The sequence below is a fragment of the Anaerohalosphaera lusitana genome, assembly GCF_002007645.1.
In the GTDB taxonomy this organism is placed as follows: Bacteria; Planctomycetota; Phycisphaerae; order Sedimentisphaerales; family Anaerohalosphaeraceae; genus Anaerohalosphaera; species Anaerohalosphaera lusitana.
Window position 1 is genome coordinate 920,718 of the sequence record NZ_CP019791.1, and the last position, 23,322, is coordinate 944,039.

Below are 23,322 nucleotides of genomic sequence, written 5' to 3' on the forward strand. Positions count from 1 at the left end.
TTGGGGCGGTTGTGTGGGTAGGCTTTGGTGCGCGATCGTGCGCGATGCGGAATGCGGGGCGTGGTCACTCGCGTTTTGGGCCATGATTGTTGTTTTGGACGCGTCTGGCGGATGCTGTTTTCGGACGTGCATGCGTGCTCGTTGTGTTCTCTGGATCCCGGATCGGGGTCCGGGATGACATTCTTTTGTCGCGACGGCTTTTTCAAACTGGCTTCATAGAAGGGATGACAAAGATTTGTTATTTTGATTTGAGTGGTTTTGGAGATTTGCTGGAATGGGTATTGGTAAGGGATGCGGATGGTTATGGTACCGGTTGGCGTGGGTGCTGATGTGGGTGCTGTCGCGTACATTTTTCAGGATGCGGGTCTGGGGTCGTGAGAACGTGCCGATGGAGGGGCCCTTGCTGCTTTTGAGCAACCATCAGAGCTATTTCGATCCTATATTCTGCCAGGTGACGCAGGGGCGTGAGCTTTGGTATGTGGCGAGGGATACGCTTTTTCGGAACCGGTTTTTCGGGTGGCTGATAGGTACGGTGCATGCTTCGCCGATCAAGCGGGGCGAGATGGATATGGCTGCTATGCGGAATATTATCGGACAGTTGAAGGAGGGCAAGACGCTTTGCCTGTTTCCGGAGGGAACGCGGACGGAGGACGGGCGGATCAGTGCGGTGAAAGGGGGATTGAGCCTGATCACTCGGCGGACGGGCGCGAAGGCGCTGCCTGTGGTGATAGATGGTGCTTATGAGGCGTGGGGGAAGGGTAAGAAGCGGCCGAGGTTTTGGGAGCAGATCGGTGTGATGATCGGTGAACCTTTTACGGCGGATGAGATAAAGGAAATGGGGGATGAGGAGTTTGCGAGGCGGTTTACGGCGAAGCTGCGGGAGATGCAGGGGGAGCTGAGACGTAAGCTGGGCAAGGAGGCGTTTGATTATGGTGATGAGGGTGGTGCCAGGTGCGAAAATCTATCACGTAGAAACACGAAGGAAAAGAAGCTGAAAGGAAGAAAAGAAGATAAGGAGTCGCTTCGCGACGGCTGATTTATGCTGGATCCGCCAGAGGCGGATGACAAGTTAGTGATGTTAAGTCTATAATTTTACTGTGTTTACAGGTGATAATATGAAAGTGAAAGTGGCGGAAAAGTGCGGGTTTTGTCCGGGTGTTCGCAATGCGATCAATCTGGCGCGGAAGACTTTGGCGGAAAACAGTGGCGGGAAGGTGTACTGCCTGGGGCAGATAATTCATAATAACGATATTGTGGACGAGCTTAGTGAAGCCGGGCTGGAGACGGTCGATTCGATCGACGAGATCGAGGGCGGGACGGTGCTGATCCGTTCGCATGGGGCGACGCTTGCGGAGATAGAGGAGCTGGAAAAGAAGGGCGTTCGGATCGTGGATGCGACGTGTGTGCGTGTTAAGCGGGTTCAGCGGATCGCCAGGGAGCTCAGCAAGGAGCGTTATAAGGTGGTCGTGATCGGCGATGAGAACCATCCGGAGGTCAAGGCTGTGGTGGGGTATGCCGAGAACGTGGCGGTCATCGGGAGCAGGGAAGATCTTCATAAGTTAAGCGGTCACGGGAAGTTAGGTGTGATGTGCCAGACGACTCAGAGCCCGGATCATTTCAGCGGGACGGTGGCGGAGATCATGGATTATGGGTTTTCGGAGTTAAAGATCGTTAATACTTTGTGCAGTGAGACGAAAAAGCGGCAGGATGCGGCGGTGAAGCTGTGCAAGGAGGTGGATGTGATGTTCGTGCTGGGGGGGCTGCACAGCGCGAATACGCGGAAGCTGGCTGAATTGTGTAAAAAACATAATAATCGTACGTTTCATTTGCAAAATTGGAGAGAACTTGATAAAAAGTTAGTTTGCGGAATTGAGACCGTAGGCGTTACCGCGGGCGCTTCGACGCCGGACCGGGTGATCGACAGTTTTGTCGAGCATGTGAAGGCGTTCGGTGAGGCGGGCGAGTAGCGGTGCGTGGGTTCGTCCGCTTTTGCTCTTTGGAATGTTGGACGGTCTATAAATAAGGGATCGCTTCGCGATGGCTGATCTATGCTGGGTCCGCCGGAGGCGGATGACAGGGTTTGGGCGAGCTATCGACAATCGTTGCGTTTGAGATTGCCGCGTCGCTTCGCTCCTCGCAATGACATATCTGGTGCAGTGGGCGTTTCGTGGTCACTCGCGTCTTAGTCGATACTCACGTTTTTTTTTTGGCTGCATGCGTTTTGTTGGCCTGCCTTTGCGATTGTTGGTTGGTGCGACTTGCATTTCGTTCTCTGGATCCCAAATCAAGTTTGGGATGACATGGGAGCGCGGGGATGACAGGCGTTGTGTATTTTGGGCGTGCTGTTGGGCTGGTTGTGGTTGAGATTGCCACATCGCTTCGCTCCTCGCAATGACAAAGAGGATGTGGCGGTTGCAATGCAATGACAATAATGTTAGCAGTTGTCACCACCTTGGGAAGTTTTGGGCCGTTTTTTTATTTGAAGACAGGGCATTGGCTGCGTTGGCTGATGCGATTTGTAGTTTTTATAACCAGTCTTAGACCCTTCCGCGTGAATGCGGGGCGCTGGTGGGTCCTGTAGAACAGACGCCGCAGAGAGAAACAGGTAAATTTATGGTAGACAGAAACATTGTTAACAAGTTGGGTATGACCAACGAGGAGCTGGAGCAGGAGATCAATGGGCTTTTTACAGAGGAGTGTTCTTCGCTGCTCGAGAAAGAGCTTGACCAGAAGGTAGAGGACCTGATCCCGGGAACGATCCTGACGGGTAAGATCGTCAGCCAGATCGGCAGTGACGTTATCGTTGAGCTGGGTCTCAAGAGTGAGGGCCTGGTTGAAGCGAGCGAATTCGATGATCCTGAAGATATTGTCGAAGGCAAGGAGATCGAGGTACTTCTGGAAGAGATGGACGCTGACGGCAGCATGCTGCTGAGTAAGCGCAAGGCTGACCGAATCCGCGGTTGGGAACACATCATCAACACGAAGGAAGAAGGCGATGTGGTTACCGGTCGTGTTACCAGGCGGATCAAGGGTGGTCTGCTGGTGGATATCGGCGTTCCTGTATTCCTGCCTGCGAGCCAGGTTGACATCCGCAAGCCGGGTGATATCAGCAGGTTCATCGGTGAAGACATCGAGTGCAAAATCCTCAAGATAGATACAGATAACCGCAACATCGTAGTTTCGCGTCGTCGTCTGATCGAAGAAGAACGCGAAGTACGCAAGCAGAAGATCCTGGAAGAGATCGAAGAAGGCCAGGTTCGCAAGGGTATCGTCAAGAACATCGCGGACTTTGGTGTGTTTGTTGATCTCGGCGGTGTTGACGGTCTGCTGCATATTTCTGACCTTAGCTGGGGCCGTGTTTCGCATCCTTCAGAGGTTGTGGAATTCGATCAGGAGATCGAAGTCATGGTCATCGGCGTGGACAAGGAAAACGAGAAGATCAGTCTGGGCCTGAAGCAGAAGCAGGAGAGCCCGTGGAAGACTGTCGAAGATCGTTATCCTGTCGGTGCCCGCGTGAAGGGTACTGTCGTGAACATCATGAACTACGGTGCGTTCGTCCGTCTGGAAGAGGGCATCGAGGGCCTGGTGCATATCAGCGAGATGAGCTGGACGAAGCGTATTTCGCATCCGGGCGATGTTGTTACGCTTGGCGAAGAGATCGAAGTTGTCGTTCTGGACGTCAACAAGGACAAGCAGGAAATTTCGCTTGGTATCAAGCAGCTTGAAGCGAATCCGTGGACGGTTGCGGCTCAGAAGTATCCGGCGGGTACTATCGTCGATGCGAAGGTTACCGGCCTGACGAATTACGGTGCGTTTGTTGAGATCGAGCCTGGTATCGACGGGCTGATCCACATCAGTGATCTTAGCTGGACGAAGAAGTACAACCATCCGAACGAGGCTCTGGATAAGGGTCAGGATATCAAGTGCGTTGTGCTGGACGTCGACGAAGAGAAGCATCGCGTTTCGCTGGGCATCAAGCAGCTTACAGAGGATCCGTGGAAGCACGCGATCCCGAGCAACTATATGCCTGGTCAGATCGTCAAGGGCCACGTCACCAAACTTACGAATTTTGGTGTCTTCGTAGAGCTGGAAGAGGATCTGGAAGGTTTGCTGCATATCAGCGAGCTTGCTGACGAGAAGATCGACAAGCCGCAGGATGTTGTGAATGTAGGCGATGAGCTCGAGGTCAAGATACTGCGTGTCGATACCGATTCGCGTAAGATCGGCCTGAGCCTGAGACGCGTGCAGTGGTCGGCTGAGGAAGCTGAGCAGGCTGGTGCAGGTCAGGCTCCTCAAGAGGGCGAAGGCGGCGGTGAGGAAGAAGCACGCCGCGGCGGTCTTGACGGTTCGCTGATGCCTGATACGCTTCAGATCCCGAAGCGCGAAGAGGGCTCTGAGGAAGAGAAGAGCGAGTAGTTCGCTTGACGTTGTGAGATTGCTGTAAGAGCAACCGGGCGCGGTGGCCTTGAGATTGCCACGTCGCCTTCGGCTCCTCGCAATGACAATTTAGTAAGTGATTACAGCCGGTGGGTTCGGTTTTCGGGCCTGCCGGTTTTTTTGTGCTGTATTTTAGCGTGGGGGTGTCCAGAGCCACTTCTCGTCTTCTTTGAAGAGCGGGACCTCTTTTTGCCATGGTTTGTCTGAGGTTGCTATGCTGTAGCCGAGGTCGTACATACGTTTCATGTCTTTGGGGTCGAACATTTCTTCGCCTTTTTGTTCGAAGTTTTCGGGCAGGCTTATATATCTGAAGGTGACATTATCCTGTTTGGCAATGTTTCGAAGGCGTATCATGCTGGACCAGGCCTGGGCCTTCATTATTGTAGCAATCGATCGTTTCATTATAGGTAGAGCCTTGCGTTTAACCTGGGCATGTTCGACATCAAGCTTGCCGTTTTTGATGACGTAGAGGTTGCAAGCTGCGTTGGTGTCGAGGCCTTTCTGGAGGCTTGAGCCGTAACCGATCACACCGGTGATAACGCCGCCGTCGACATGCATTTCATCGTAGAGTTTGCCGTCGATTTGCACTTCGAAGAGCACGGGCGGGAAGGCTCCGGGGATAGATGCGGAGGCCAGCATCACTTTTTCGAAAAGCTTTCGGGCATCGGGATGGTCACTGCTTGCGATAGCACCCATGTCCCAAACCATCATTCTTTGTGCATCGATGTTTGTGGTTCCGATGTAGAGTCTGCGGCCTTTGGCGTGTTCTGCGGCTATAGCTCGGAATACTTCGGGAGTCAATAGTCCATCTATCATGCGCTGAAGAGGTTTGGTGGTCGCATAAGATTCGCTGAACAGAAGAGGTAGAATGCCGTTGCCCAGGAGCCCTCTAGCGCGAAGGATGTCTTTTGTTTCGACGGTGGTGTAGCTTATCGCGAGTTCTTCATCGTATTCCGGTCCCAGGAATGCGAGCGGTGCAATCAGGGCGCCGGTGCTGATTCCGGTGACGATGTTGAATTGGGGTCGCGTACCGGTGTCCGACCATCCGTTGAGGTATCCTGCGCCGAAAGCTCCCTTGGAACCTCCTCCGGACAGGGCGAGGATATTACAACCTGAGGAGTATTTCGAGTTTGGGTTTATGGGTGGTTTGTGCTGAGCCTCCCAATAGCGGATTGCATTGAAGCCGGGTATCTGTCCGTCGGCTACTCTGTCTACCGGTAATGGACTGCGTGAGCGGGCACAGCCAGCGATGGTGGTTATGAGAAGAATAATTACGGAAATGCTGACGGTTCTTGGTTTGAAGCTGGTCATTTTTTCCCCCCAGAAAAACAGAAGCAGTTTTAATGACGTCTATGTTAGTTGCGTTGTTAAGTCTCTAAGTGTCATTATAGCCGATAAGGCGAAATGGGCAAGTTTGGGATTTGCGGGAAGGGGGGCTGTGATTTATTAGAGCCAAAAGGAGGTTTGAAACAGCTTGCAGTTATTCGAGCGAGAAAGAGGGCAAGGAGCGTTCAGCGGATCCGGAAGTATGCCCAGTCGGGGAGGATCTTTATGAGGGCGGCGATGATGGTCCATCGGCGGGTTATGTATACGCGTTTTTTCTTGTTTTGCATTGCGTCGGCGATCTGTTTTGCGGCTTTTTGTGAGGAGGCGACCCAGAAGAGGCGGTCGCGCCCTTCGATGAGCGGGGTTTCGACGAAGCCGGGTCGGACGTCGGTTACGGCGATGTTGTTTTTGTCGGCGGTGAAACGGAGGCCGTCCATATAGTTTGAGACGAAGGCTTTGGAGGCGTTGTATGCGCAGGAGGGTCCGCCTCGTAGGCCGGCGATGGAGGAGATGCCGACGATGTGTCCGCCGCCGTGCTCGGTGAAGTAGTCGAGGGCCCGGGATGCGAGTGCGACGAAGCCGGTGACGTTTACGTCGATGGTGGATTTTTCGTTAGCCCATTTGGGACGGTTGTCCGCGTAGCCTATGCCGGAGTTGATGATGACGGTGTCGCAGCCTCCCATTTTTTCGGCGAGTTCCAGGAAGCCCTTGCGTGCGTCTTCGGTGTCGGTTACGTCCATGCGGCGGATGTGGCAGTTGATGCCTATTTCGTCTTTGAGCTGTTCGAGTTTTTCGGTGCGTCGGCCTGTGGCTGCGACGACGTAGCCGCGGTCGGCGAGTTCGAGTGCGCAGGCTCGGCCAATTCCGCTGGTGGCTCCGATGATTATTGCTTTTGGCATATGCGGGTCTCCGGGTGAAATCGCGTTAATAATCTTCCATGATGGGCGTTAACGTGTTACATTAGCATAACATGAAACGGGTGAAAGTGAAAGGATGATAACGGTATGTACTGGGGTTCAATTTCGGTGAAGATAGTTTCGGCGGGGCTGGTTGCGACTTTGATCGCGATGATGAACCCCGGGTGAAGCTCCAGCATTTGTGTCCTTGCAGGATACTTTTCAATTCTGGCGTTTCCGGCGGCGTTCGTGACGGGTATGATCGGTGTGTTCCGGGACGATGTGAAGTGGCCCGCGTTGCTGGCTGCGCTTGTGGCGGCTGGGTTCGTGGTGTTCTTTTTTGCGTGACGGCGGGGATGAGTTTCAGTCTGCCAGGCCTCGAACGGTGGCGATTTGTCTTGCGATCACGACGTCAACGTCGCGTCCATCGGGACCCCAGCCTTGTTCGGTGTTTTCGATATCCATAATCGAGAGGAATCCGGAGGTGTAGTCCTTCAGTACGCCGGTGAGTAGTATGGCGGCGTCGTTTTGTGCGGCTTCGACTATGACACGCTGGCCGATGTGTTTTTCGAGCAGGGGTTCGAAGCTGGTTCCGACGGCGGCGAAGACCTCGGACTGCATCTGTGTGACGTATTTGTCGCCGGAGGTGAGTACGACGCCTACACCGCGGGTTTTTCTGGCGGCGGAGAGGACGACGTTCAATATCTCGCCGACGGAGTCGCGGACCGTTTTGAACATGTTGATGATGTGGCGTTTGAGGCGGCGGCCGAACCAGGGTCGATACGTTTTGCGAAGGTCCTTGTCGCGGTCGCGTTTTCCCTTTTCGCTGAGTTCATCATGGTAGCGGGCGAGCCAGAGGAACTTGCCGTATTCTTCCTTGTATATTATGAAGCTGCTGCTGCCGTGTTCGTCTTGGGCTGAAGGTGGGTATTCGAGCTCAAAGCCGGTGCTTTCGAGGCGCATTACACCCTTGATCTGTTTACCGTCGGTCTTGGGCACATAAGTCACGGTGTCATTTTCGAAGGTGCGGAGGCATTTGTCGCGAGTGCGACGGCGGAAAAATGCGCCCACGGTCGCTGAGGCGACTATAAACAGGATCGTTATGGTGAAGCTGTCCATGTTCCATGCTCCGTTCAGTTTCTATTTTTCGGACTTTAGGTTTTCGAGCTCTTTGCGCAGGGGCATTTCGATCGGTGTGCCGTGCTGGGTGTAGGTTCGCAAGACGATGCCGCGTTCGTCTTCGAGGAGCTGGTAGTCGCCGGGGGAGTCGCCTTGTTCGATGCCTTTACGGCCGTGGTAATAGTTTGTCATGTCTTTGGTGTATTCTTTCATTTCGGCTTGCATATTCTGAATACTAAAATTGTTTGCCTGGCGCAGGTTTTCTGCCGTATCCAACGCGGTGTAATAAATGGACTTAGTTTGGAATCTATCGGCAAATCCTGTGTCGAGCAACCAATTCTGGGCAAAGCCGATTCTGGAGCGGTCCAAGGTTGCATAAATAGCGATGAAAACGGCAAGTGCACATAAGGCTATTGCTGGAAGAACAAAGGGGAAAATGCTTTTTGTCGTTTGGCTAAATATCCTTTTTGCTCCTACCGTGCGAATAAAAGTTAATATTGCTGCTGCTACTATAAGAGCTGCGGCCGAGGCGACGAGGGTGGCACCGGGATCGGTAAAAGTCAAATCTCTCTCGGCCTCAGTTCCATTGAATTTGATAGGTAAATCTTCTGTGAGATTCTCACCTTCCAGTCTGGTCACAAAGCTATTGTCCCACAGGATATCGTCGACGGCTGTGGTGCTGAGGCGCGTTCTGTGGAACCTATCTGCAGTGAAAACGGACCCGTCAAGGATTTCGAATTGATCATTAATATTAGCCTGGTAATCATTCTTATGAAATTCATCTGCAAAGATGGTGTTGAGACCTTTTGCCTGTGCCTTTTCGGGGCCTATGATGAAAAGATCGAGCTTCGTTCCATCTGTATTTGTTATAAGCCTGGCTGGGTAGATGGGTTTATTGGTTGGAAAAACTATTTTCAGGGGAATGGTTACGAGATGATCGGTTTGGGCTCCGTCATTAAGCAGTTTTGCTGTGATAAAGTGCCAGCCGTCGGCTGCATAATCAGTTATGATTTTGCTCTTGTCATTTGCTAAAGGGATGCAACCATTAGCAGTAAGCCAGTCGTTGATTTGGTCGGTATTGTCGGGGGTAAATACATTCAGATCCAGAGCGTGGAGTGTCTGTTCGGCAGTTTCGTTAACGTATTGATCAAGGTTGAGTTTAAGCTGGCTACGCACCGGGAAAAAGTAGATGGTAAGAACCGATACGATAAAGACTAGAATCGTTCCGCATGAAAGAAAAATCAGAAATGGTTTTCGTTTTACCAGCACATCCAACAGTATCCACAGGGCCACTAATAATGCCGCCAGAGCAATAACTATTATTTCTAAATTTATATGTGTAATTTTCGGGCGGAGGTTTAGTTCGAGGGTGTCGAGTAGGCCTGGGGTGGCGGCTTTGAATTGTGTTGGTTCGTTGGGGACGGGGATGATCCAGCCGAATTCTTCGCCCGGGCCTTCGAATGAGCTTTCGACTATGAGGGTTTCGATGCCGTCGCGGTAAGAGATTATCGCGCGCTGGCTGGGCATGGCGAGTTTTGCTTTTATATGTGCGCGTGGGAAGATCTTGCCGTCGGCGTGTGCGGCGGCTGGGAGGATCAGTGTCAGCAGTAATGCGGTTGTGATCAGCTTTTTCATGATTGCCTCTGCGCGGAATCGTTTTGCGAATTATTGTTTGCCGGGTGTTTTTATTCGAGCTGGGCGGCGGTTATGCGGAAGTAACCGAGGGTGTTCTGGATGTTGAGGAAGTCGCCTGGTTCGCCGTCGCCTCTGCCGAGGATTATTCGGCCGACGGAGCAGCCTCGGGAAGCTTTTCTGGTGGCGTCGAGTCCGACCCATTGGCCGTTGACGTATGCTTCGGACCATGCGTGTCCGCCGAAGACCTGTTCGGAGCCGAAGAGGCCGTCGACGTAGAGCAGGCCGGTGACGACGCGTGAGGGGATTCCGACGGCGCGGCACATTGCGGTGGTGAGGACGGCGTGTTCGGTGCAGTCGCCCTGTTTGCTTTGTGCGACTTCGGCGGCGGATGCGTAGCCTACGGAGAGGTCCTTTGCGGTGATGTAGCCGTGGACGAATCGTTCGATCTTTTTGACGGCCTGGGCGGTGGTTTCGCAGTCCTTCGTGGCCTGCTGTGCGAGCTGTTTTATGGTTTCGTCTTCGGACTGGACGTATCGGCTGGACTCGAGGGCGGCGAGAAGCGTTTCGTCATCGCCGGTGTAGGGGAAGGTTCCGCCGGCGGGGGTTGCTTTGGTGACTTCGACGATGAGGCTTCCGTTTGCTTTTTGCATGACGCTTTGGCCTGGGCCCGCGGGGATCCAGAGGTCGCCTTTTTTGAGGGATTCGATCGTGTAGACAGCGCGGGTTTTGTCGCCGAGGTTGGTGAGGCGGGTTGGGCTCTTGATGAGCATTTTGTTCATGAAGTCGAGGGTGTCGTTTGGGCTGAGTGCGAATTCTTTTGTGCAGGAGATGAGTTCGAGCTTCATGCCCATCATGGCGGTGACGACTTTTACGGGCATCATGTCATCGCCTACGACGTGGTTTTCGGTGGTGATGCTGCCGGTGGGAGCCTGGATGGTGCTGTATATTTTGCGGGCGTCGATGACCTTGCCGAAGAGGTCGATCTGTTCGATGGGGCCGAGCTTATTGTGCATGGGTACGACCTGGAGCATGGAGGGGTCGAAATACTTGACGGTGAAGGTGTCGCCTTCTTCAAAGTCGTGCTGCTTGACGTAGAGGGCTATGCCTTCGTCCATGAGGGCATCTTCGGGTAGGGGGATGATCTTTTCTTCGGTTCGGCCCATGGAGGTTATTTCGGCGACGAAGTTGCCGTCTTCGTTTACGCGGCCGGTGGTTTGCTGTCCGAAGCCGCCGGCGTTCATGCTGGATTCGAAGCTGAGGGGTTTGCCGTCGGATGTTTCGACGGTTTTGATGGACATGGATATGCCGACGTCGGTTCCCATTCGGTTCATGGTCATTGACATTTGGGTGGTGTGGGTGACGCGGTCGTCCTGCTGGAGGCGGGTCATAGCGGCGTGGCCGATCTTGTTGCCGTCGACGAGGACGGCGAAGTAAATTTTTTCTTCATCGGCGGGGGCGGTTTCGGACTGGGCCGCGAGCATCGGGGTTGAGCATATCGCGAGGAGCAGGAAGAAGGTGATTGTCTTTTTGAACATATTTTTCCTTTCGTGTGTCTGGTTTTATTCGGTTTCGATGCTCTGAATTTTGAAATAGCCTATGGATCTGTACATGCCCATGTAGTCGGCGGGGTCTCCATCGCCTTTTCCAAATGCGACATGACCTATGTTCCAGCCGGTCGGGTGAGTGGGATCCAGGCCTACCCATTGGCCGTTGACGTATGCTTCGCACCATGCATGTAGCCAGAATGCTTTTTGCATGTAGACGATGCCCATGACGACGCGTGCGGGTATTCCGGCAGCACGGCACATGCCTGTTGCGAGCAGTGCGTGTTCGGTGCAGTCGCCCAGTCCGGTTCTGGCGACTTCGGCGGCTGAGGCGTAGCCGATGGACAGGTCATTCTCGGATACATAGCTGTAGACAAAGCGTTCGATCTCTTTTACGGCCTGGGCGGCGGTTTCACAGTCGGTGACGGCTTTGTTTGCAAGTTCTTTGATCTTTTCATCATCTTTCTGGATATACGTGCTGGCTTTAAGTGCGTCGAGCAGGTCGGAGTCGTCGCCATCGTATGGAAAGGTTCCGCCGGTCATTTCGGCTTTGGATACTTCGATTATTGTGGTGCCGTCAGCTTTTCGCATTACGCTTTGGCGGGGGCCTGCGTGGAAGTGCAGTTTGCGGTCGGTGAGCGGTTTTATGACGTATTTTGCGGTTGTCTTTCTGGAGAGGTCCTTGAGCCAGGTCGGACTTGGTATCAAGACGCGTTCGATAATATCGTATTTTTCGTTCTCACTGAGAGCCTCACCCCTGGTGCATATCGCCGTTTCCATTTTCATGCCCATCTGGGGGGAGACGTCTCTGATGAGCTTGAAGTCTTCGTTTGCGTAGTAGGCTGTGTACGGCATGGCGGCTGTGGAGCATTTCATGAGAGTGTCGATCCGTGTTGCCCGCAGGTTTTTGCCTTCAGCTTCAATTTCCTGCTCTTCTCCGACGCGAACTTTCATGGGCACCGCGTCTTGAAAGAGGGGTTCGAACATGTGGACAGTGAATGTATCGCCTCTGGTCAGGCCGTTGTTTTTGATGTGTAGAAAAAGCCCTTCGTCCATGACCGTGTCTTCGGGGAGGGGGATCCGGCGGGTGGTCGTGCGGCTCGTCGATATGGTTTTGATGTTCATGACGCCATTGTCTACCGTGCCTATGTTCCTGCGTACATCGCCGCCGGAAGACTGTTCGTATTCGAATGCTATCGGCTTGCCTGTGAGGGTTTCGACAATCTTTTCTTTTTCGATTACCTTTGTATCGGTTCCCAGTCGCGTCATGATATAGTTGGTTTCAGTTGTGTTGGTAATCTTGCCGTCGGATATGTGCCTGGTTTTAACCATGTGACCGACTTTATGGCCGTCGAATAGAAGTTTGTAGTAGTGGGTCTGCTTTTCACTGCCGGCGGGCGTATTTTCTGCGGCGGGGAGGAGGGGAGATATGACAATAAAGGTCAGAATTGCGAGAATTATCTGTCTGGTCATTTTAGCAGCCTTTTTGTAAGAATGAGTGTTAATTGCGTGTGATTGTATCTTTTTTGGTTTGCATTTTCCAGATAAAAGCTTTGGGATACAAAATTTAATAGCCTTTAAGATGTGAAAACAGTACAATAACTGTTTTGGTGGTTTTTGTGAGGTGTTTATGGGTGAAAATGCTGTGAGAGATGTGTTTGGCAGGGGGGAGCTGCCGTGGGATAGGGTTGCGCGGGTTTTTGCGCTGCTTTTTGCGGCGACGCTGCTGCTTGCGGGGGCAGGGGGGATCTGGATCACGGGGCAGAATCGGACGCTGATCAATTCGAACGAGGCGCTTACCGAGACGAACAAGTCACTGACGGCGGAGGTGGAGAGGTTCAGCGGTGAGTTGGCGGAGCGTGAGGCGGAGATCGAGAGGCTGGAGGAGCGGGTCGACGAGCTGGAGGGTGAGGTATTGCGGCTGAAGGTGCAGAATGCTTCGCTGAGGGCGAAGGCGGGGGAAGGGGCGGAGTAGGGTTAAGGGCTTATGGGTGCTGGAGTTGGCGGTCGGATTTGTGCGGGAACTGCCTGCGTGACCCGACTTCGGGGGGATTTTTGTGTTCGGGTTCACAAAAATAGTTTCGGTGTGGGTTCTGACTTCTTGCAATAATTTTTTCTTTAGTTAAAATGCTCCACACACGAAATACAGGGTGTAGAGTGCGTGGTGCCTTCCGATAATTCTGACCAGGGTTTCTCGCGGTGTTTCTGCACTCGATCTAGTTGAAAATATGGCACAAATCAAGGTATATAAAATATGACTTTTACCCAGTTGCTGACGTTGGTCCAGGAATCACAGGATAAGATAGGCGTCTGCTCGGATTCGAGACAGGTTACGGAAGGTGATGTTTTTGTGGCTGTGGCGGGCAGTAATGTTGACGGGCACGAGTACATCGGGCAGGCGATAGAGAAGGGCGCGGGTTACGTGGTTGCCCAGCGCGAGCCCTCGACGAACGGTGTGCCGGTTGTGATGGTCGACGACAGCGCGAAGGCACTGGGTGAGCTGGCGCAGGCGCGGTACGGCAACCCTGCGTCGCGGATGACGAGCCTGGCGGTTACGGGGACGAACGGCAAGACGACGGTTGCTTATATCGTGCGTTCGATCATATCCTGCACGCCTCACAAGTGCGGGATGATCGGGACGGTGCAGTATGATACGACGGCTCGGGAGGAATCGGCATCGCTGACGACGCCGGACTCGCTGCAGATCGCTCGGCTTACGAATGAGATGGTTGAGAATAATGCGAGGTTCATGGCGATAGAGGCGTCGAGTCATGCGCTGGATCAGGAGAGGCTGGCGGGGCTGAAGTTTACTGCGGCTGCGTTTACGAATCTGTCGGGTGATCATCTGGACTATCACGAGAGCGAGGAAGAGTACCTGGCGGCGAAGACGAAGCTTTTCAGGAATCTGCCGATGCATGCTGTGGCTGTGCTGAACGCGGGTTCGCCGCATGCGAGGAAGATCGCGGCTGAGACGAAGGCGCGGGTGCTGTGGTACGGCATCGACAGGCATGCGGATATTATCGCGAGCATTCACAAGATGGACGCGGACGGGACGACGTACGGGCTGCACTTCAACGGACATTCGCAGCCGATCAGGACGAAGCTGCTGGGCAAGCATAACGTGGCTAATCAGCTCGCGGCGGCGGGGCTGTGTATTGCGGCTGGGTTCGATCTGAATACGGTCGCACGCGGTATCGAGCGGCTGGAGAGGATACCGGGCAGGCTCGATCCGGTGGAGTCGGACAAGCCTTTCAAGGTGCTGGTGGATTACGCTCATACGGACGATGCGCTGGCGAATGTGCTGGCGACGCTGCGGCCGATATGCGAGGGGGAGCTGACTGTCGTGTTCGGCGCGGGCGGGGATCGGGACAAGACGAAGCGGGCGCGGATGGCGAAGGTCGCGGAGGAGAAGGCGGACAGTATCTATGTGACGTCGGACAATCCGCGGACGGAGGATCCGGGGCAGATCATCGATGATATTTTGGCGGGGTTTGCGGATGCGGATAAGGTGACGGTCGAGCAGGACCGCAAGAAGGCGATCGAGCTGGCGGTGAAGAACGCCAAGGCGGGGGATGTGGTGCTGATCGCGGGCAAGGGGCATGAGACGTACCAGGTGCTGGGAACAGAGCGGATCGATTTTGATGATCGTGAAGTGGCCGCGGCGGTTATGGGGTAGGAAAAGTCCGAGATGAAGTGGTACGGGTTGACTTATGTCATGTGCTCGTTTCTAACTAAGCCGACTTCGGCACAAAATCGACAGCAGAGAACGATCATTGTACTAGGTTGGACCTCCTTTATGGGACTATCGAATTTAGAAAGGGTTGGTTTCCTGCTGATTTTTATTCTTCTCTTTGGCTACTCCATCCCTTCGAGCCAGTATTCAGCAAGAATAGATAGATCGGTCAGATTAACGGTATCGTCATAGTTTGTGTCTACTGCTAGATATTTGCGTAAAAGAGGATATGTTTGCGCTTCCTCGATATTCCAAACTGAAACCAAATCCCACCCGGCATTTACAAAAGTATCAATTGTTTTCATTTGTTCAGTTGAAATACCTTTTGCCCCTGTACCGCCTGCACTGGTAGTCATATTGGATGTTTCAATATTCCAAAAACTATTGATGACATTACCCTCAAAGTTCCATCCTACGAGGCCCCCGACATCGTGACTTGTAGTCTCCGCTGAGACTGGACCAGTAGAATAACAGCCGGATACATTGCCTTCGTTGTTGTCCCCAACCAATCCACCAATACGGCTACCAATGCCCATAACTGAAGCTGTTGAATAACTGGAATAAATATTGCCCTTAAGATTGTCCCCTACCAGGCCCCCAATATAATGACTCCCTATAACTGATCCAACCGAAAAGCTGCGTTCAATATATCCGCTGTTAAAACCCACTAGCCCACCAGCTCCGTCGCTGGTGGTTTCAACGTTGCTGGAAGAATAGCAAGTTTTTATTATGGCATAATCGCTATTATAACCTAGTAATCCTCCAATGTGTCGATTGGTTGCGTTGACAGAGCCCGTGGAATAACTATCCAGAACATTTCCTCCATTTGCGTATCCAAGCAGGCCACCGACATATTCGATTCCGTTAGTTAATCCTGTCGTATAGCATCCTGATATGGTGCCGTAATGTTTATAACCAAGCAGACCTCCTGAATAATTGCCAGAGGCGGTGACCAGGCTTTCTGAATAAGAGGATTCGATATCTCCGTAGTAACTGTAACCTATGAGACCACCTGTATAAGTAGCTCCGTATACTTCGCCAAAAGATGAACTGTCCGACACAGTTCCTCCATAGCTGTTATACCCAAGTAGCCCGCCTGAGTATGGTCCACTGGCATTTACATCGCTCGTTGAACACCCGTTGGTTATAGTGGCATAGTTCGCATTTGCGCCGACCAAGCCACCCACAAATTCCACGCCGTCTACCGTTCCTTCTGAAGAACAATTGTGAATTGTTCCATCGTTGAGACCGACAAGTCCCCCAATATATGAAGCTGAGTTATTAACGGTACAAATAGAAGAACAGCTTTTTATTTCAGCGTTATAATTACGACCGATTAATCCGCCCACTTGTTCGTTTCCATTAACAGTTCCCGACGACGAATTGTCTAATAATTCACAGTTAGAAATACTTCCAGCCAATACTCCGACATAGTTCTGCCCTATAATTGAAACGTTAGTTATATTTAAATTTTTAACAGATGCTGGTGAACTTATTAAGCCAAACAGGCCGCAAATGTCTGCACCGTTAATAGATAACTTGCTTATGGTATGATCGGCGCCGTCAAATATGCCCTGATACTCTGTGCCCTGAAAACCATTGTTAGAACTGTCTGTATCGGGTGCAATTGGGGCATGAGTATAAATAATCCTTCCCGGTAAATTTGGGTCGAGGTCCAAATCACATTCGAGACGGGTCTGGACTTCGGCGCGCCAGTAACGTGTATCTCCGCAAAACTCTTGGAAGTCTTCAAAATCTTCAATCAGATACGGGTATTGTTCGGAGCCATCAGGTTTGTTCTCTATGCCATAAGATGCTTCTCCCATGTCTCCATCAATAGCTAAGACACAGCTAGACACAATTGCTAAAATGGTGATGATGAATGTTTGCTTATTTCCCATCTCTCTCTCCTTCCCAAAAAAGTTAATTTATTTATATAATGCCAGTTCAGTGAAGATATTCAGGTGCACAGAAGCTACCCCTTAAATGGCGTTGGTCTAGCAGTAATGTCCCTTTTTAGTAGCAACAATTCTCCATAGATTCCACCATGAGAAATCCTCCCACTGACCTTTGTAAGTACAATGCTACGAAATCTAAATGAAATTTCAACTATGATTTTGCTCTTTTGTACTGACATTTCCGAATCATATGGTGAGATGTATTTATGCTTGATCCATCGATAAAACTGAAAAGTCCACTACGGTTAGCCAATAAAAAAATCTATATCTAGATTACTCTTAGCTTCTGCAAGTGAAATGGTACAATTATTCCAGTGAGAGCTAACAATTATTCAATTATGTCCATGATGCACTACAAGGAGATGGGGAGACTGTTGATTCTGGTGAGCTTTAGCAGTTTCAGAGCAACCTAAGGTCTGCTTGCAAAATAGTTCATGTTTCGCTAAGATGTTTTGGTGGGGTTTATCTTTGTTTTTTGGAGCGAGTTATGTGTGATTGGGTTGTTGGTCGTCGGGAGTTTCTTAAGGGTTTGGGGCTTGGGGCGGTTTGTCTGGGTTTGTCGCCTGTTTTGGGGGCGGTTGGTGGGTCTTCGGGCAAGAAGGGTAAGCCGAATGTGTTGTTTATTGCGGTGGACGATCTTCGGCCCGAGCTGGGGTGTTACGGGCAGGGGCATATCAAGTCGCCGAATATCGATCGGTTGGCGGATACGGGTACGCTGTTCAGGCGGGCGTACTGCAATGTGCCGGTGTGCGGGCCATCGCGGGTGAGTCTGATGACGGGGCTGCGCGTTGGGTCGGGGGCGTGGAAGACGGCGGGGATCAAACGGGAGTTTACTTCGTTGCCCGCATATTTCAAGCGGAACGGGTATACGGCTGTTTCCAACGGCAAGATATTTCACCATATGCATGACCGGGAAGAGGACTGGTCGCGTGAGCCGTGGCGGTCGGTGCCTATTTATCACGGGGGAAACTGGGCGAAGTATAACAAGAACGGGCTTTGGCAGGACGAAGAGTCGGGTGAGCATATCAATCCGTCGAAGGGGCGGGGGCCTTATTATGAGTGTGCGGATGTGGAGGATGACGCGTACCAGGACGGGAAACTGGCTGAGAAGGCGGTCAGGGATATGCGGGAGCTTGCAAGTGCGGATGAGCCTTTCTTTTTGGCGTGCGGGTTCTGGCGGCCTCATCTGCCTTTGAACGCGCCGAAGAAGTACTGGGATATGTACGATGCGGAGGAGATAGAGCTGGCGGATAATCGGTTCCGGCCGAAGAATCTGCCTAAGCAGGTGCGGAACTCGGGTGAGATATTTCAGTATTCCGAGGTGCGGGAGGGGTTCAATTCGTATGAGTTCCATCGGCGGACGCGGCATGCTTATTATGCGTGTGTGAGCTATGTCGATGCGCAGATCGGCAAGCTGCTGGATGAGCTGGATCGGCTGGGGATCGCGGACAATACGATCGTGGTGCTTTGGGGAGATCATGGATGGCACCTGGGTGAGCATGATTTCTGGGGCAAGCACAACACGCTGAACAATGCGCTGCAGTCGCCGCTGATCGTGCGTGATCCGCGGGGTGAGGCGGGGGCGACGGATTCGCTGGCGGAGTTTGTGGATGTTTATCCGACGCTGTGTGAGCTGGCGGGGGTTGCGGTGCCGGACCATTTGGACGGAAAGAGCCTGGCGGGTGTGATGAAGGATACTGATGTGCGGATTCATGATGCTGTGTTCGCTCGGTGGGGCGATGCGGTGGCGATGAAGACGGATAGGTACCTGTATACGGAGTGGGTCAAGGGCGGCGAGACGACGGGACGGATGCTGTTCGACCATAAAAATGACCCGGAGGAGAACATTAACATAGCCGAAAAGCCGGAAAATGCCGAACTTGTAAAGAGGCTGAGCGGAAAAGTTCACGAGCATTTACGGATTTTGAGCGATAAGTAGATATGAAAGCGATCACAATACGAGAATTGGCGGGGGCTGTTGGTGCGGTTCGTACTGGTTTTGACGAGCATTCGGCTGCCGGGGGGCTTGGGATCGCCACGTCGCCTTCGGCTCCTCGCGATGACAGGCAGGGGGAGTCAGGAAGGGGCGAAGGGGATGACATACTAGGAAAAGATAAGGAGTCGCTTCGCGACAGCTTTTCTATGCTGGGTCCGCCTGAGGCGGATGACAAGGGTGTGGATGGTTGTTCTATGCTGGGTCCGCCTGAGGCCGATGGCAAAAAGGGGGATAGTGCGGAGGGGGAAAAGGAGAAGGGCAATAGAGAGCCGAATTGCGGGGCAGGTGGTGATGCTGTTGCAGGGAGTGCATGCGGCGGCGATTTGTTCTCTGGGCCCCGGATCAAGTCCGGGGTGACAGCAGGAGGCAGGGATGATATTGGGGGGCGTGGTGATGGTGTTGGGGGCGGGGGTGACAAGGATAGCGGTTTAAAGGAGGACGGGCATTCGGGGTCGTCGGGTTTGAGATTGCCACGTCGCTGCGCTCCTCGCAATGACAATGGGGGCTGGGGTGCGGTTGGTGCGGATTCAGTAAGGGATAAGGAGTCGCTTCGCGATGCTGATTCATGCTGGATCCCGGATCAAGTCCGGGATGACAATCTGCGCGATCGTGAAATTATTGGCGTTAGTACGGATACTCGGACGCTTGGTGCTGGGGAGTGTTTTTTTGCGATTCGGGGGGAGAATTTTGACGGGCATGCGTATGTTTCGGCGGCGGTTGAGAAGGGTGCGGCGTGTGTCGTGGTGGAGGATGGCGCGTGCGTGAGCGGGTGCGGGGTGCCGTGCGTGGTTGTGGAGGACACGGTGCGGGCGCTGGGTGATCTGGCGCGGTGGTATCGTGAGCAGTTGGGGGCGAAGGTGGTGGCGATCACGGGGTCGGCGGGCAAGACGACGGTACGGCATATTCTGGGGCACGTTCTGTCGCAGCATTTCCGGTGTCATCAGGCGAAGAAATCGTTCAACAATCATATCGGGCTGCCTTTGACGCTGCTGGGGGCGGATGAGGACGACGAGATAATCGTGTGCGAGCTTGGGACGAACAGTCCGGGGGAGATCGAGTATTTGTCTCGGGTGGCTGGGCCTGACGCGGCGGTGGTGAACAATGTGGGCGAGGCGCACCTGGAGGGGTTCGGGACGGTCGAGAATATCGCGCAGGAGAAGACGTCGATCCGGGCGGGGCTGAGGGACGGCGGGAAGCTGCTTATCAATGTTGATTGTGCGGTGCTGGTGAGTTATTGCGATGAGGCGGGGCTGTCGTACGTGGGATTCGGGACGGGGGCGAGTGCTGATGTTCGGGCGAGCGAGGTGAAGACGACGGGACTGGCGGGGGAGCTGGTGGTTGATGATATGGTGATATCGGTGCCGTTGGCAGGGGAGGCGAATCTGTATAATGCGCTGGCGGCGTATGCAGTTGCGCGGCAGTTCGGGGTGACGGCGGATGAGTTCGCCAAGGCGATGCCGGGGCTGGAGTCGCCGGAGATGCGGCTGGATTTGCAATACGCGGGGCGGGTTACTATAATCAACGACTGTTACAATGCGAATCCGGCGTCGATGCGGAACGCGGTTGAGACGCTGGGGCACCTGGTGCGGGGGCATGACGGACGCGCGGTGTTTATCTGCGGGCACATGGCTGAGCTTGGGGCGGATGCGGACCGGCTGCATGCCGAGCTCGGTGGGACGATCGGTGCGGCGGAGCTGGATCTGCTGGTCGGGGTGGGGGCGCATGCGGATGTGACGGTTGAAGCGGCGGCTCGGGCATCGGAAAACGGGCTGAAAACGCGGATTTTCCCGGACGTTGAGGTACTTTGTAATAATCTGCAACAAATCGTTCGGCCTGACGATATAATACTCGTGAAAGGTTCGCGGGCGGCGGGGCTCGAAAGGGCAATCGACGAGCTGGTGGGCCTTTTCGGGTGAGCGACATAAATGGATTCAGAATAGCTTTGCAAAGTTAAATTGATATATCACTTTTTACACACATTCAGAGAGTTCTTTACCGGTACGCTTGGCTTTTATGCCTATGAAGAGGTCATGTTCCGGGCGATACTGGCGGCGATAACGTCGGCTACGATCGCGCTGATCACGGGGCCGAAGATCATCCGGTGGCTGATGAAGAAGAAGATCGGCGATCATCCGGAGTTCAATCATACCGACCTGAACGATCTGATGAAGGAGCGGGCGAATACGCCGACGATGGGCGGGCTGATCATTCTGCTGGCGATGATGGTTTCGACTTTTCTGTGGGCGAAGCTGGACAATCCGTTCATTCACAAGGCGATATTTATCGTTATATGGTTCGGGGCGATCGGGGCGGTGGATGACTGGCTGAAGCTGACGAGCAAGATAAAGAACCGTTCGCGGGACGGGCTGAAGGCCTGGGAGAAGCTGGTGTTCCAGTTCGGCGGGGCGGTGCTGATCGCTCATTTTCTGTATGCGGATTTTGCGAATGTGCCGGACGCGCGGATGCTGTGGCTGCCTTTTTACAAGCACGGGATACCGCTAGCGGGGTGGGCGTTCGCGATTATTGCGGTGCTGTATATTTCGGCGACTTCGAATGCGGTGAACCTGACGGACGGGATGGACGGGCTGGCGCCGGGGTGTATCGGGATAGTTTCGGCGACGCTGATCATTCTGTGCTATGTGTCGTCGGAGTCGATGTCGCCTCACGGGGAGTCGCAGACGTGGGCGTCGTATCTATTGCTGCCGCACATTCCGCAGGCGGGTGAGCTATGCATTTTTTACGCGTCGATCATGGGGGCGATATTGGGGTTTTTGTGGTACAATTCGCATCCGGCGCAGGTTTTTATGGGGGATATCGGTTCGCTGCCTTTGGGTGCGGCTATGGGGTACGGAGCGGTGGTTGCCAGGCACGAGATATTGCTGCTGCTGATCGGGGGTGTGTTCGTGATGGAGATGCTTTCGGTCATTATGCAGGTGGGGTATTACAAGTATTCGGGGGGCAAACGCATTTTCCGGTGTGCGCCGATACACCATCACTTTCATCTCAAGGGCTGGTCCGAGCCGCAGGTGGTTTCGCGGTTCTGGCTGCTGGCGATTTTCTTCGCGACGATCGCACTGGCAACGCTGAAGCTGCGGTAGGGCGTGCGGGGCAGTCGCTAAAGGGGAGTCAGTTTTGCTTCCATTGTTTATGAATCATTCGATTGTCCGGATGATCTAGTGCCGTTTCAATTATCTAAGTTTAACTTTTGCTGATTTTTTTTATTGCGATATGCTACGTATCTATTCAGAGCGATTTTAAGCTCATTGTGGTTTTGATAATTAGTTCCGCGTATGACGAATTCCTTAACATGGGTAAACTGACATTCGATAGGATTTAGCCATGATGCGTTGGTCGGCGTCCAGATCAGATGAATATTGTTCTCGCGACAGTACCGCAGAACCTTGTCCTTGCGGTGCGGCGAGAAATTGTCCAGTATCAGATGGATCCGCTGGTTCGCAGGATACTTTTTCCTGGTCAGTTTCAAAACTTCCAAGAACTCCTGATGCCGCTTGCGTGGCCGAACATATCCCCAGAGCTTTTTCTGATGGACATCGTAAAACGCCAGCCAGTGCTGAACGCCGTGTTTGCGGGTATAGGTCGCAGGCAGCCTCTTGGGATGGTCGGTATGACAGTAATTCCGGCCTGGCTGAGGACGAATCTCCAGCGGTCCGAACTCGTCGAATGATATGGTCGGCCCGTTTGAGGCCGGCTGGTTCACATATCTGCGAATTAGTTTTTTTTAGACTTGAGATTGGGGTCGTTGCACTCTTTCCACGTCTTTGTCCGCCGGAGCTTGACCTTCTTTTCACGCAGGATGGTCCTGAGTGTTTCAATGCTGATCGTAGGAACGATCTTTTCCTGGACAAGATATTCACGCAGTTTTTCCAGGGACCACCGCTTAAAAGGGCAGTCCAGAAGATCGGGCGGACATTTTGCAGTCTCGGCAATAATGGCCTTGTCGTCCTCGGTAAACTCCGGCGGTCTTCCCGGCCGGGGCTTGGGCTCCAACGCCTTAAGGCCGCGTTGGTTAAAGTCTTTGATGATGGCCCTGACATGGTGCGGCGAATAGTGAACCAGCTCGGCGATAGCAGGAACTTTATAGCCCTGGTTAGAGGCAAGAATGACTTGGCCGCGACGAATCTTGATTCGGCTTTTGCTGCTGCGGAGTATCCGCTGAATTTGCTGGCCTTCACTGGTACTGAGGTCTCTGGCGTACAGACACATAAGAAATCCCTTTCTCTGCTTGTAAGCGTGAAATTATTTCTTCGTGTCATTCTATATAATACCAGATTATGCATGGCGCAAGTCTTAAATCATGGAAAAGTTAAAATTATATTTTTGAAACGGCACTAGTTAGCAGACCACCTGAATCAACAACTGCTGTCCTGTTTAAATTGGTCAGCCTAAGTTATAAGACTCAATCCGCATTAAGCGATCTATATACCGAATCGAGAGCTCTTCTGAGAATCCAAGCTTTTTCTCGGGGGCTCTCTTCTTCACGGGTTTCACGAAGAGCGTTCCGTAATGTTTCTCGCTCTGCTTCTCTGAGACCGTTCTCATTGGATTTCAGCAAAGATTCAACCGTAACTTCGTAAATTGCAGCGCATGCAGAAAACTGGCCTGCATTAAACACAGGTACTCCTCTACTTATGGCAAGTTCGATGACAGATTTTGCATC

17 protein-coding genes are annotated in these 23,322 nt (G+C 52.9%); 8 read left to right on the top strand and 9 right to left on the bottom strand.

Going from position 1 to position 23,322, the window contains the following annotated elements; all coding sequences use genetic code 11:
• The first annotated feature begins 274 nt into the window (after nt 1–274).
• From STSP2_RS03965 to STSP2_RS03975, 3 genes are all read left to right on the top strand, one after another.
• The gene (locus STSP2_RS03965; RefSeq protein ID WP_146660059.1) at nt 275–1,036 is read left to right on the top strand and encodes a lysophospholipid acyltransferase family protein; all 762 of its coding nucleotides are present in this window, start codon (nt 275–277) and stop codon (nt 1,034–1,036) included.
• A gap of 79 nt (nt 1,037–1,115) precedes the next feature.
• Nucleotides 1,116–1,967, top strand: a complete 852-nt coding sequence (gene ispH / locus STSP2_RS03970; RefSeq protein ID WP_146660061.1) for a 4-hydroxy-3-methylbut-2-enyl diphosphate reductase — start codon at nt 1,116–1,118, stop codon at nt 1,965–1,967.
• Between the two features lie 646 nt (nt 1,968–2,613).
• On the top strand, nt 2,614–4,416 hold the full coding sequence (locus STSP2_RS03975; RefSeq protein ID WP_146660063.1) for a 30S ribosomal protein S1: 1,803 nt from the start codon (nt 2,614–2,616) through the stop codon (nt 4,414–4,416).
• A 153-nt stretch (nt 4,417–4,569) separates the two neighbouring features.
• Here STSP2_RS03975 and STSP2_RS03980 read toward each other — a convergent pair whose 3' ends face one another.
• From STSP2_RS03980 to STSP2_RS04005, 6 genes are all read right to left on the bottom strand, one after another.
• Nucleotides 4,570–5,748, bottom strand: coding sequence for a patatin-like phospholipase family protein (locus STSP2_RS03980; RefSeq protein ID WP_146660065.1), 1,179 nt, complete (start codon nt 5,746–5,748; stop codon nt 4,570–4,572).
• A gap of 200 nt (nt 5,749–5,948) precedes the next feature.
• Nucleotides 5,949–6,662, bottom strand: a complete 714-nt coding sequence (locus STSP2_RS03985; RefSeq protein WP_146660067.1) for an SDR family NAD(P)-dependent oxidoreductase — start codon at nt 6,660–6,662, stop codon at nt 5,949–5,951.
• Nucleotides 6,663–7,022: 360 nt separating this feature from the next.
• Entirely contained in the window at nt 7,023–7,778 is a 756-nt protein-coding gene (locus STSP2_RS03990; protein WP_146660069.1) for a hypothetical protein, read from the bottom strand.
• A 21-nt stretch (nt 7,779–7,799) separates the two neighbouring features.
• Nucleotides 7,800–9,413 (bottom strand): DUF2330 domain-containing protein, encoded by a 1,614-nt coding sequence (locus STSP2_RS03995; RefSeq protein WP_146660070.1) that lies wholly within the window; start codon nt 9,411–9,413, stop codon nt 7,800–7,802.
• A gap of 50 nt (nt 9,414–9,463) precedes the next feature.
• Entirely contained in the window at nt 9,464–10,948 is a 1,485-nt protein-coding gene (locus STSP2_RS04000) for a transglutaminase-like domain-containing protein (RefSeq protein WP_146660072.1), read from the bottom strand.
• 24 nt (nt 10,949–10,972) lie between these two features.
• Nucleotides 10,973–12,430: a transglutaminase-like domain-containing protein gene (locus tag STSP2_RS04005; protein WP_146660074.1), complete on the bottom strand. Its 1,458-nt coding sequence runs from the start codon at nt 12,428–12,430 to the stop codon at nt 10,973–10,975.
• Between the two features lie 157 nt (nt 12,431–12,587).
• Here STSP2_RS04005 and STSP2_RS04010 point away from each other — a divergent pair, with 157 nt between their 5' ends.
• Together STSP2_RS04010 and STSP2_RS04015 are read left to right on the top strand one after the other, a co-directional pair.
• On the top strand, nt 12,588–12,932 hold the full coding sequence (locus tag STSP2_RS04010) for a hypothetical protein (RefSeq protein ID WP_146660076.1): 345 nt from the start codon (nt 12,588–12,590) through the stop codon (nt 12,930–12,932).
• Between the two features lie 279 nt (nt 12,933–13,211).
• Nucleotides 13,212–14,633, top strand: coding sequence for a UDP-N-acetylmuramoyl-L-alanyl-D-glutamate--2,6-diaminopimelate ligase (locus STSP2_RS04015; protein ID WP_146660078.1), 1,422 nt, complete (start codon nt 13,212–13,214; stop codon nt 14,631–14,633).
• 179 nt (nt 14,634–14,812) lie between these two features.
• Here STSP2_RS04015 and STSP2_RS04020 read toward each other — a convergent pair whose 3' ends face one another.
• Nucleotides 14,813–16,591 carry a GLUG motif-containing protein gene (locus tag STSP2_RS04020; RefSeq protein WP_146660080.1) on the bottom strand — a complete coding sequence of 593 codons (1,779 nt, stop codon included), beginning with the start codon at nt 16,589–16,591 and terminating at the stop codon, nt 14,813–14,815.
• 544 nt (nt 16,592–17,135) lie between these two features.
• On the opposite strand from STSP2_RS04020, the gene STSP2_RS04025 reads away from it, so the two are divergent.
• Genes STSP2_RS04025 through mraY form a run of 3 tightly spaced genes read left to right on the top strand, consistent with a single transcriptional unit; the run spans nt 17,136 to nt 21,742 of the window.
• Entirely contained in the window at nt 17,136–18,587 is a 1,452-nt protein-coding gene (locus STSP2_RS04025) for a sulfatase (RefSeq protein ID WP_146663996.1), read from the top strand.
• 2 nt (nt 18,588–18,589) lie between these two features.
• Complete coding sequence (locus STSP2_RS04030) at nt 18,590–20,560, top strand: UDP-N-acetylmuramoyl-tripeptide--D-alanyl-D-alanine ligase (RefSeq protein ID WP_146660082.1); 1,971 nt, start codon at nt 18,590–18,592, stop codon at nt 20,558–20,560.
• A 39-nt stretch (nt 20,561–20,599) separates the two neighbouring features.
• Nucleotides 20,600–21,742 (top strand): phospho-N-acetylmuramoyl-pentapeptide-transferase, encoded by a 1,143-nt coding sequence (gene mraY, locus STSP2_RS04035; protein ID WP_205847994.1) that lies wholly within the window; start codon nt 20,600–20,602, stop codon nt 21,740–21,742.
• 86 nt (nt 21,743–21,828) lie between these two features.
• Here the strand turns inward: mraY and STSP2_RS18005 are convergent, their stop codons facing one another.
• Together STSP2_RS18005 and STSP2_RS04045 are read right to left on the bottom strand one after the other, a co-directional pair.
• Nucleotides 21,829–22,362: a transposase gene (locus tag STSP2_RS18005; protein WP_169852969.1), complete on the bottom strand. Its 534-nt coding sequence runs from the start codon at nt 22,360–22,362 to the stop codon at nt 21,829–21,831.
• A gap of 11 nt (nt 22,363–22,373) precedes the next feature.
• A complete protein-coding gene (locus STSP2_RS04045) occupies nt 22,374–22,868 on the bottom strand; it encodes a helix-turn-helix domain-containing protein (protein ID WP_146659256.1) in 495 nt (164 codons plus the stop codon).
• Nucleotides 22,869–23,322 lie beyond the last annotated feature (454 nt).

Excerpts from the sequence above, each read along its gene's own strand:
- STSP2_RS03965 (WP_146660059.1), top strand. The coding sequence starts at position 275 with ATGGGTATTGGTAAGGGATGCGGATGGTTATGGTACCGGTTGGCGTGG.
- ispH (WP_146660061.1), top strand. The coding sequence starts at position 1,116 with ATGAAAGTGAAAGTGGCGGAAAAGTGCGGGTTTTGTCCGGGTGTTCGC.
- STSP2_RS03975 (WP_146660063.1), top strand. The coding sequence starts at position 2,614 with ATGGTAGACAGAAACATTGTTAACAAGTTGGGTATGACCAACGAGGAG.
- STSP2_RS03980 (WP_146660065.1), bottom strand. The coding sequence starts at position 5,748 with ATGACCAGCTTCAAACCAAGAACCGTCAGCATTTCCGTAATTATTCTT.
- STSP2_RS03985 (WP_146660067.1), bottom strand. The coding sequence starts at position 6,662 with ATGCCAAAAGCAATAATCATCGGAGCCACCAGCGGAATTGGCCGAGCC.
- STSP2_RS03990 (WP_146660069.1), bottom strand. The coding sequence starts at position 7,778 with ATGGACAGCTTCACCATAACGATCCTGTTTATAGTCGCCTCAGCGACC.
- STSP2_RS03995 (WP_146660070.1), bottom strand. The coding sequence starts at position 9,413 with ATGAAAAAGCTGATCACAACCGCATTACTGCTGACACTGATCCTCCCA.
- STSP2_RS04000 (WP_146660072.1), bottom strand. The coding sequence starts at position 10,948 with ATGTTCAAAAAGACAATCACCTTCTTCCTGCTCCTCGCGATATGCTCA.
- STSP2_RS04005 (WP_146660074.1), bottom strand. The coding sequence starts at position 12,430 with ATGACCAGACAGATAATTCTCGCAATTCTGACCTTTATTGTCATATCT.
- STSP2_RS04010 (WP_146660076.1), top strand. The coding sequence starts at position 12,588 with ATGGGTGAAAATGCTGTGAGAGATGTGTTTGGCAGGGGGGAGCTGCCG.
- STSP2_RS04015 (WP_146660078.1), top strand. The coding sequence starts at position 13,212 with ATGACTTTTACCCAGTTGCTGACGTTGGTCCAGGAATCACAGGATAAG.
- STSP2_RS04020 (WP_146660080.1), bottom strand. The coding sequence starts at position 16,591 with ATGGGAAATAAGCAAACATTCATCATCACCATTTTAGCAATTGTGTCT.
- STSP2_RS04025 (WP_146663996.1), top strand. The coding sequence starts at position 17,136 with ATGTGTGATTGGGTTGTTGGTCGTCGGGAGTTTCTTAAGGGTTTGGGG.
- STSP2_RS04030 (WP_146660082.1), top strand. The coding sequence starts at position 18,590 with ATGAAAGCGATCACAATACGAGAATTGGCGGGGGCTGTTGGTGCGGTT.
- STSP2_RS04045 (WP_146659256.1), bottom strand. The coding sequence starts at position 22,868 with ATGTGTCTGTACGCCAGAGACCTCAGTACCAGTGAAGGCCAGCAAATT.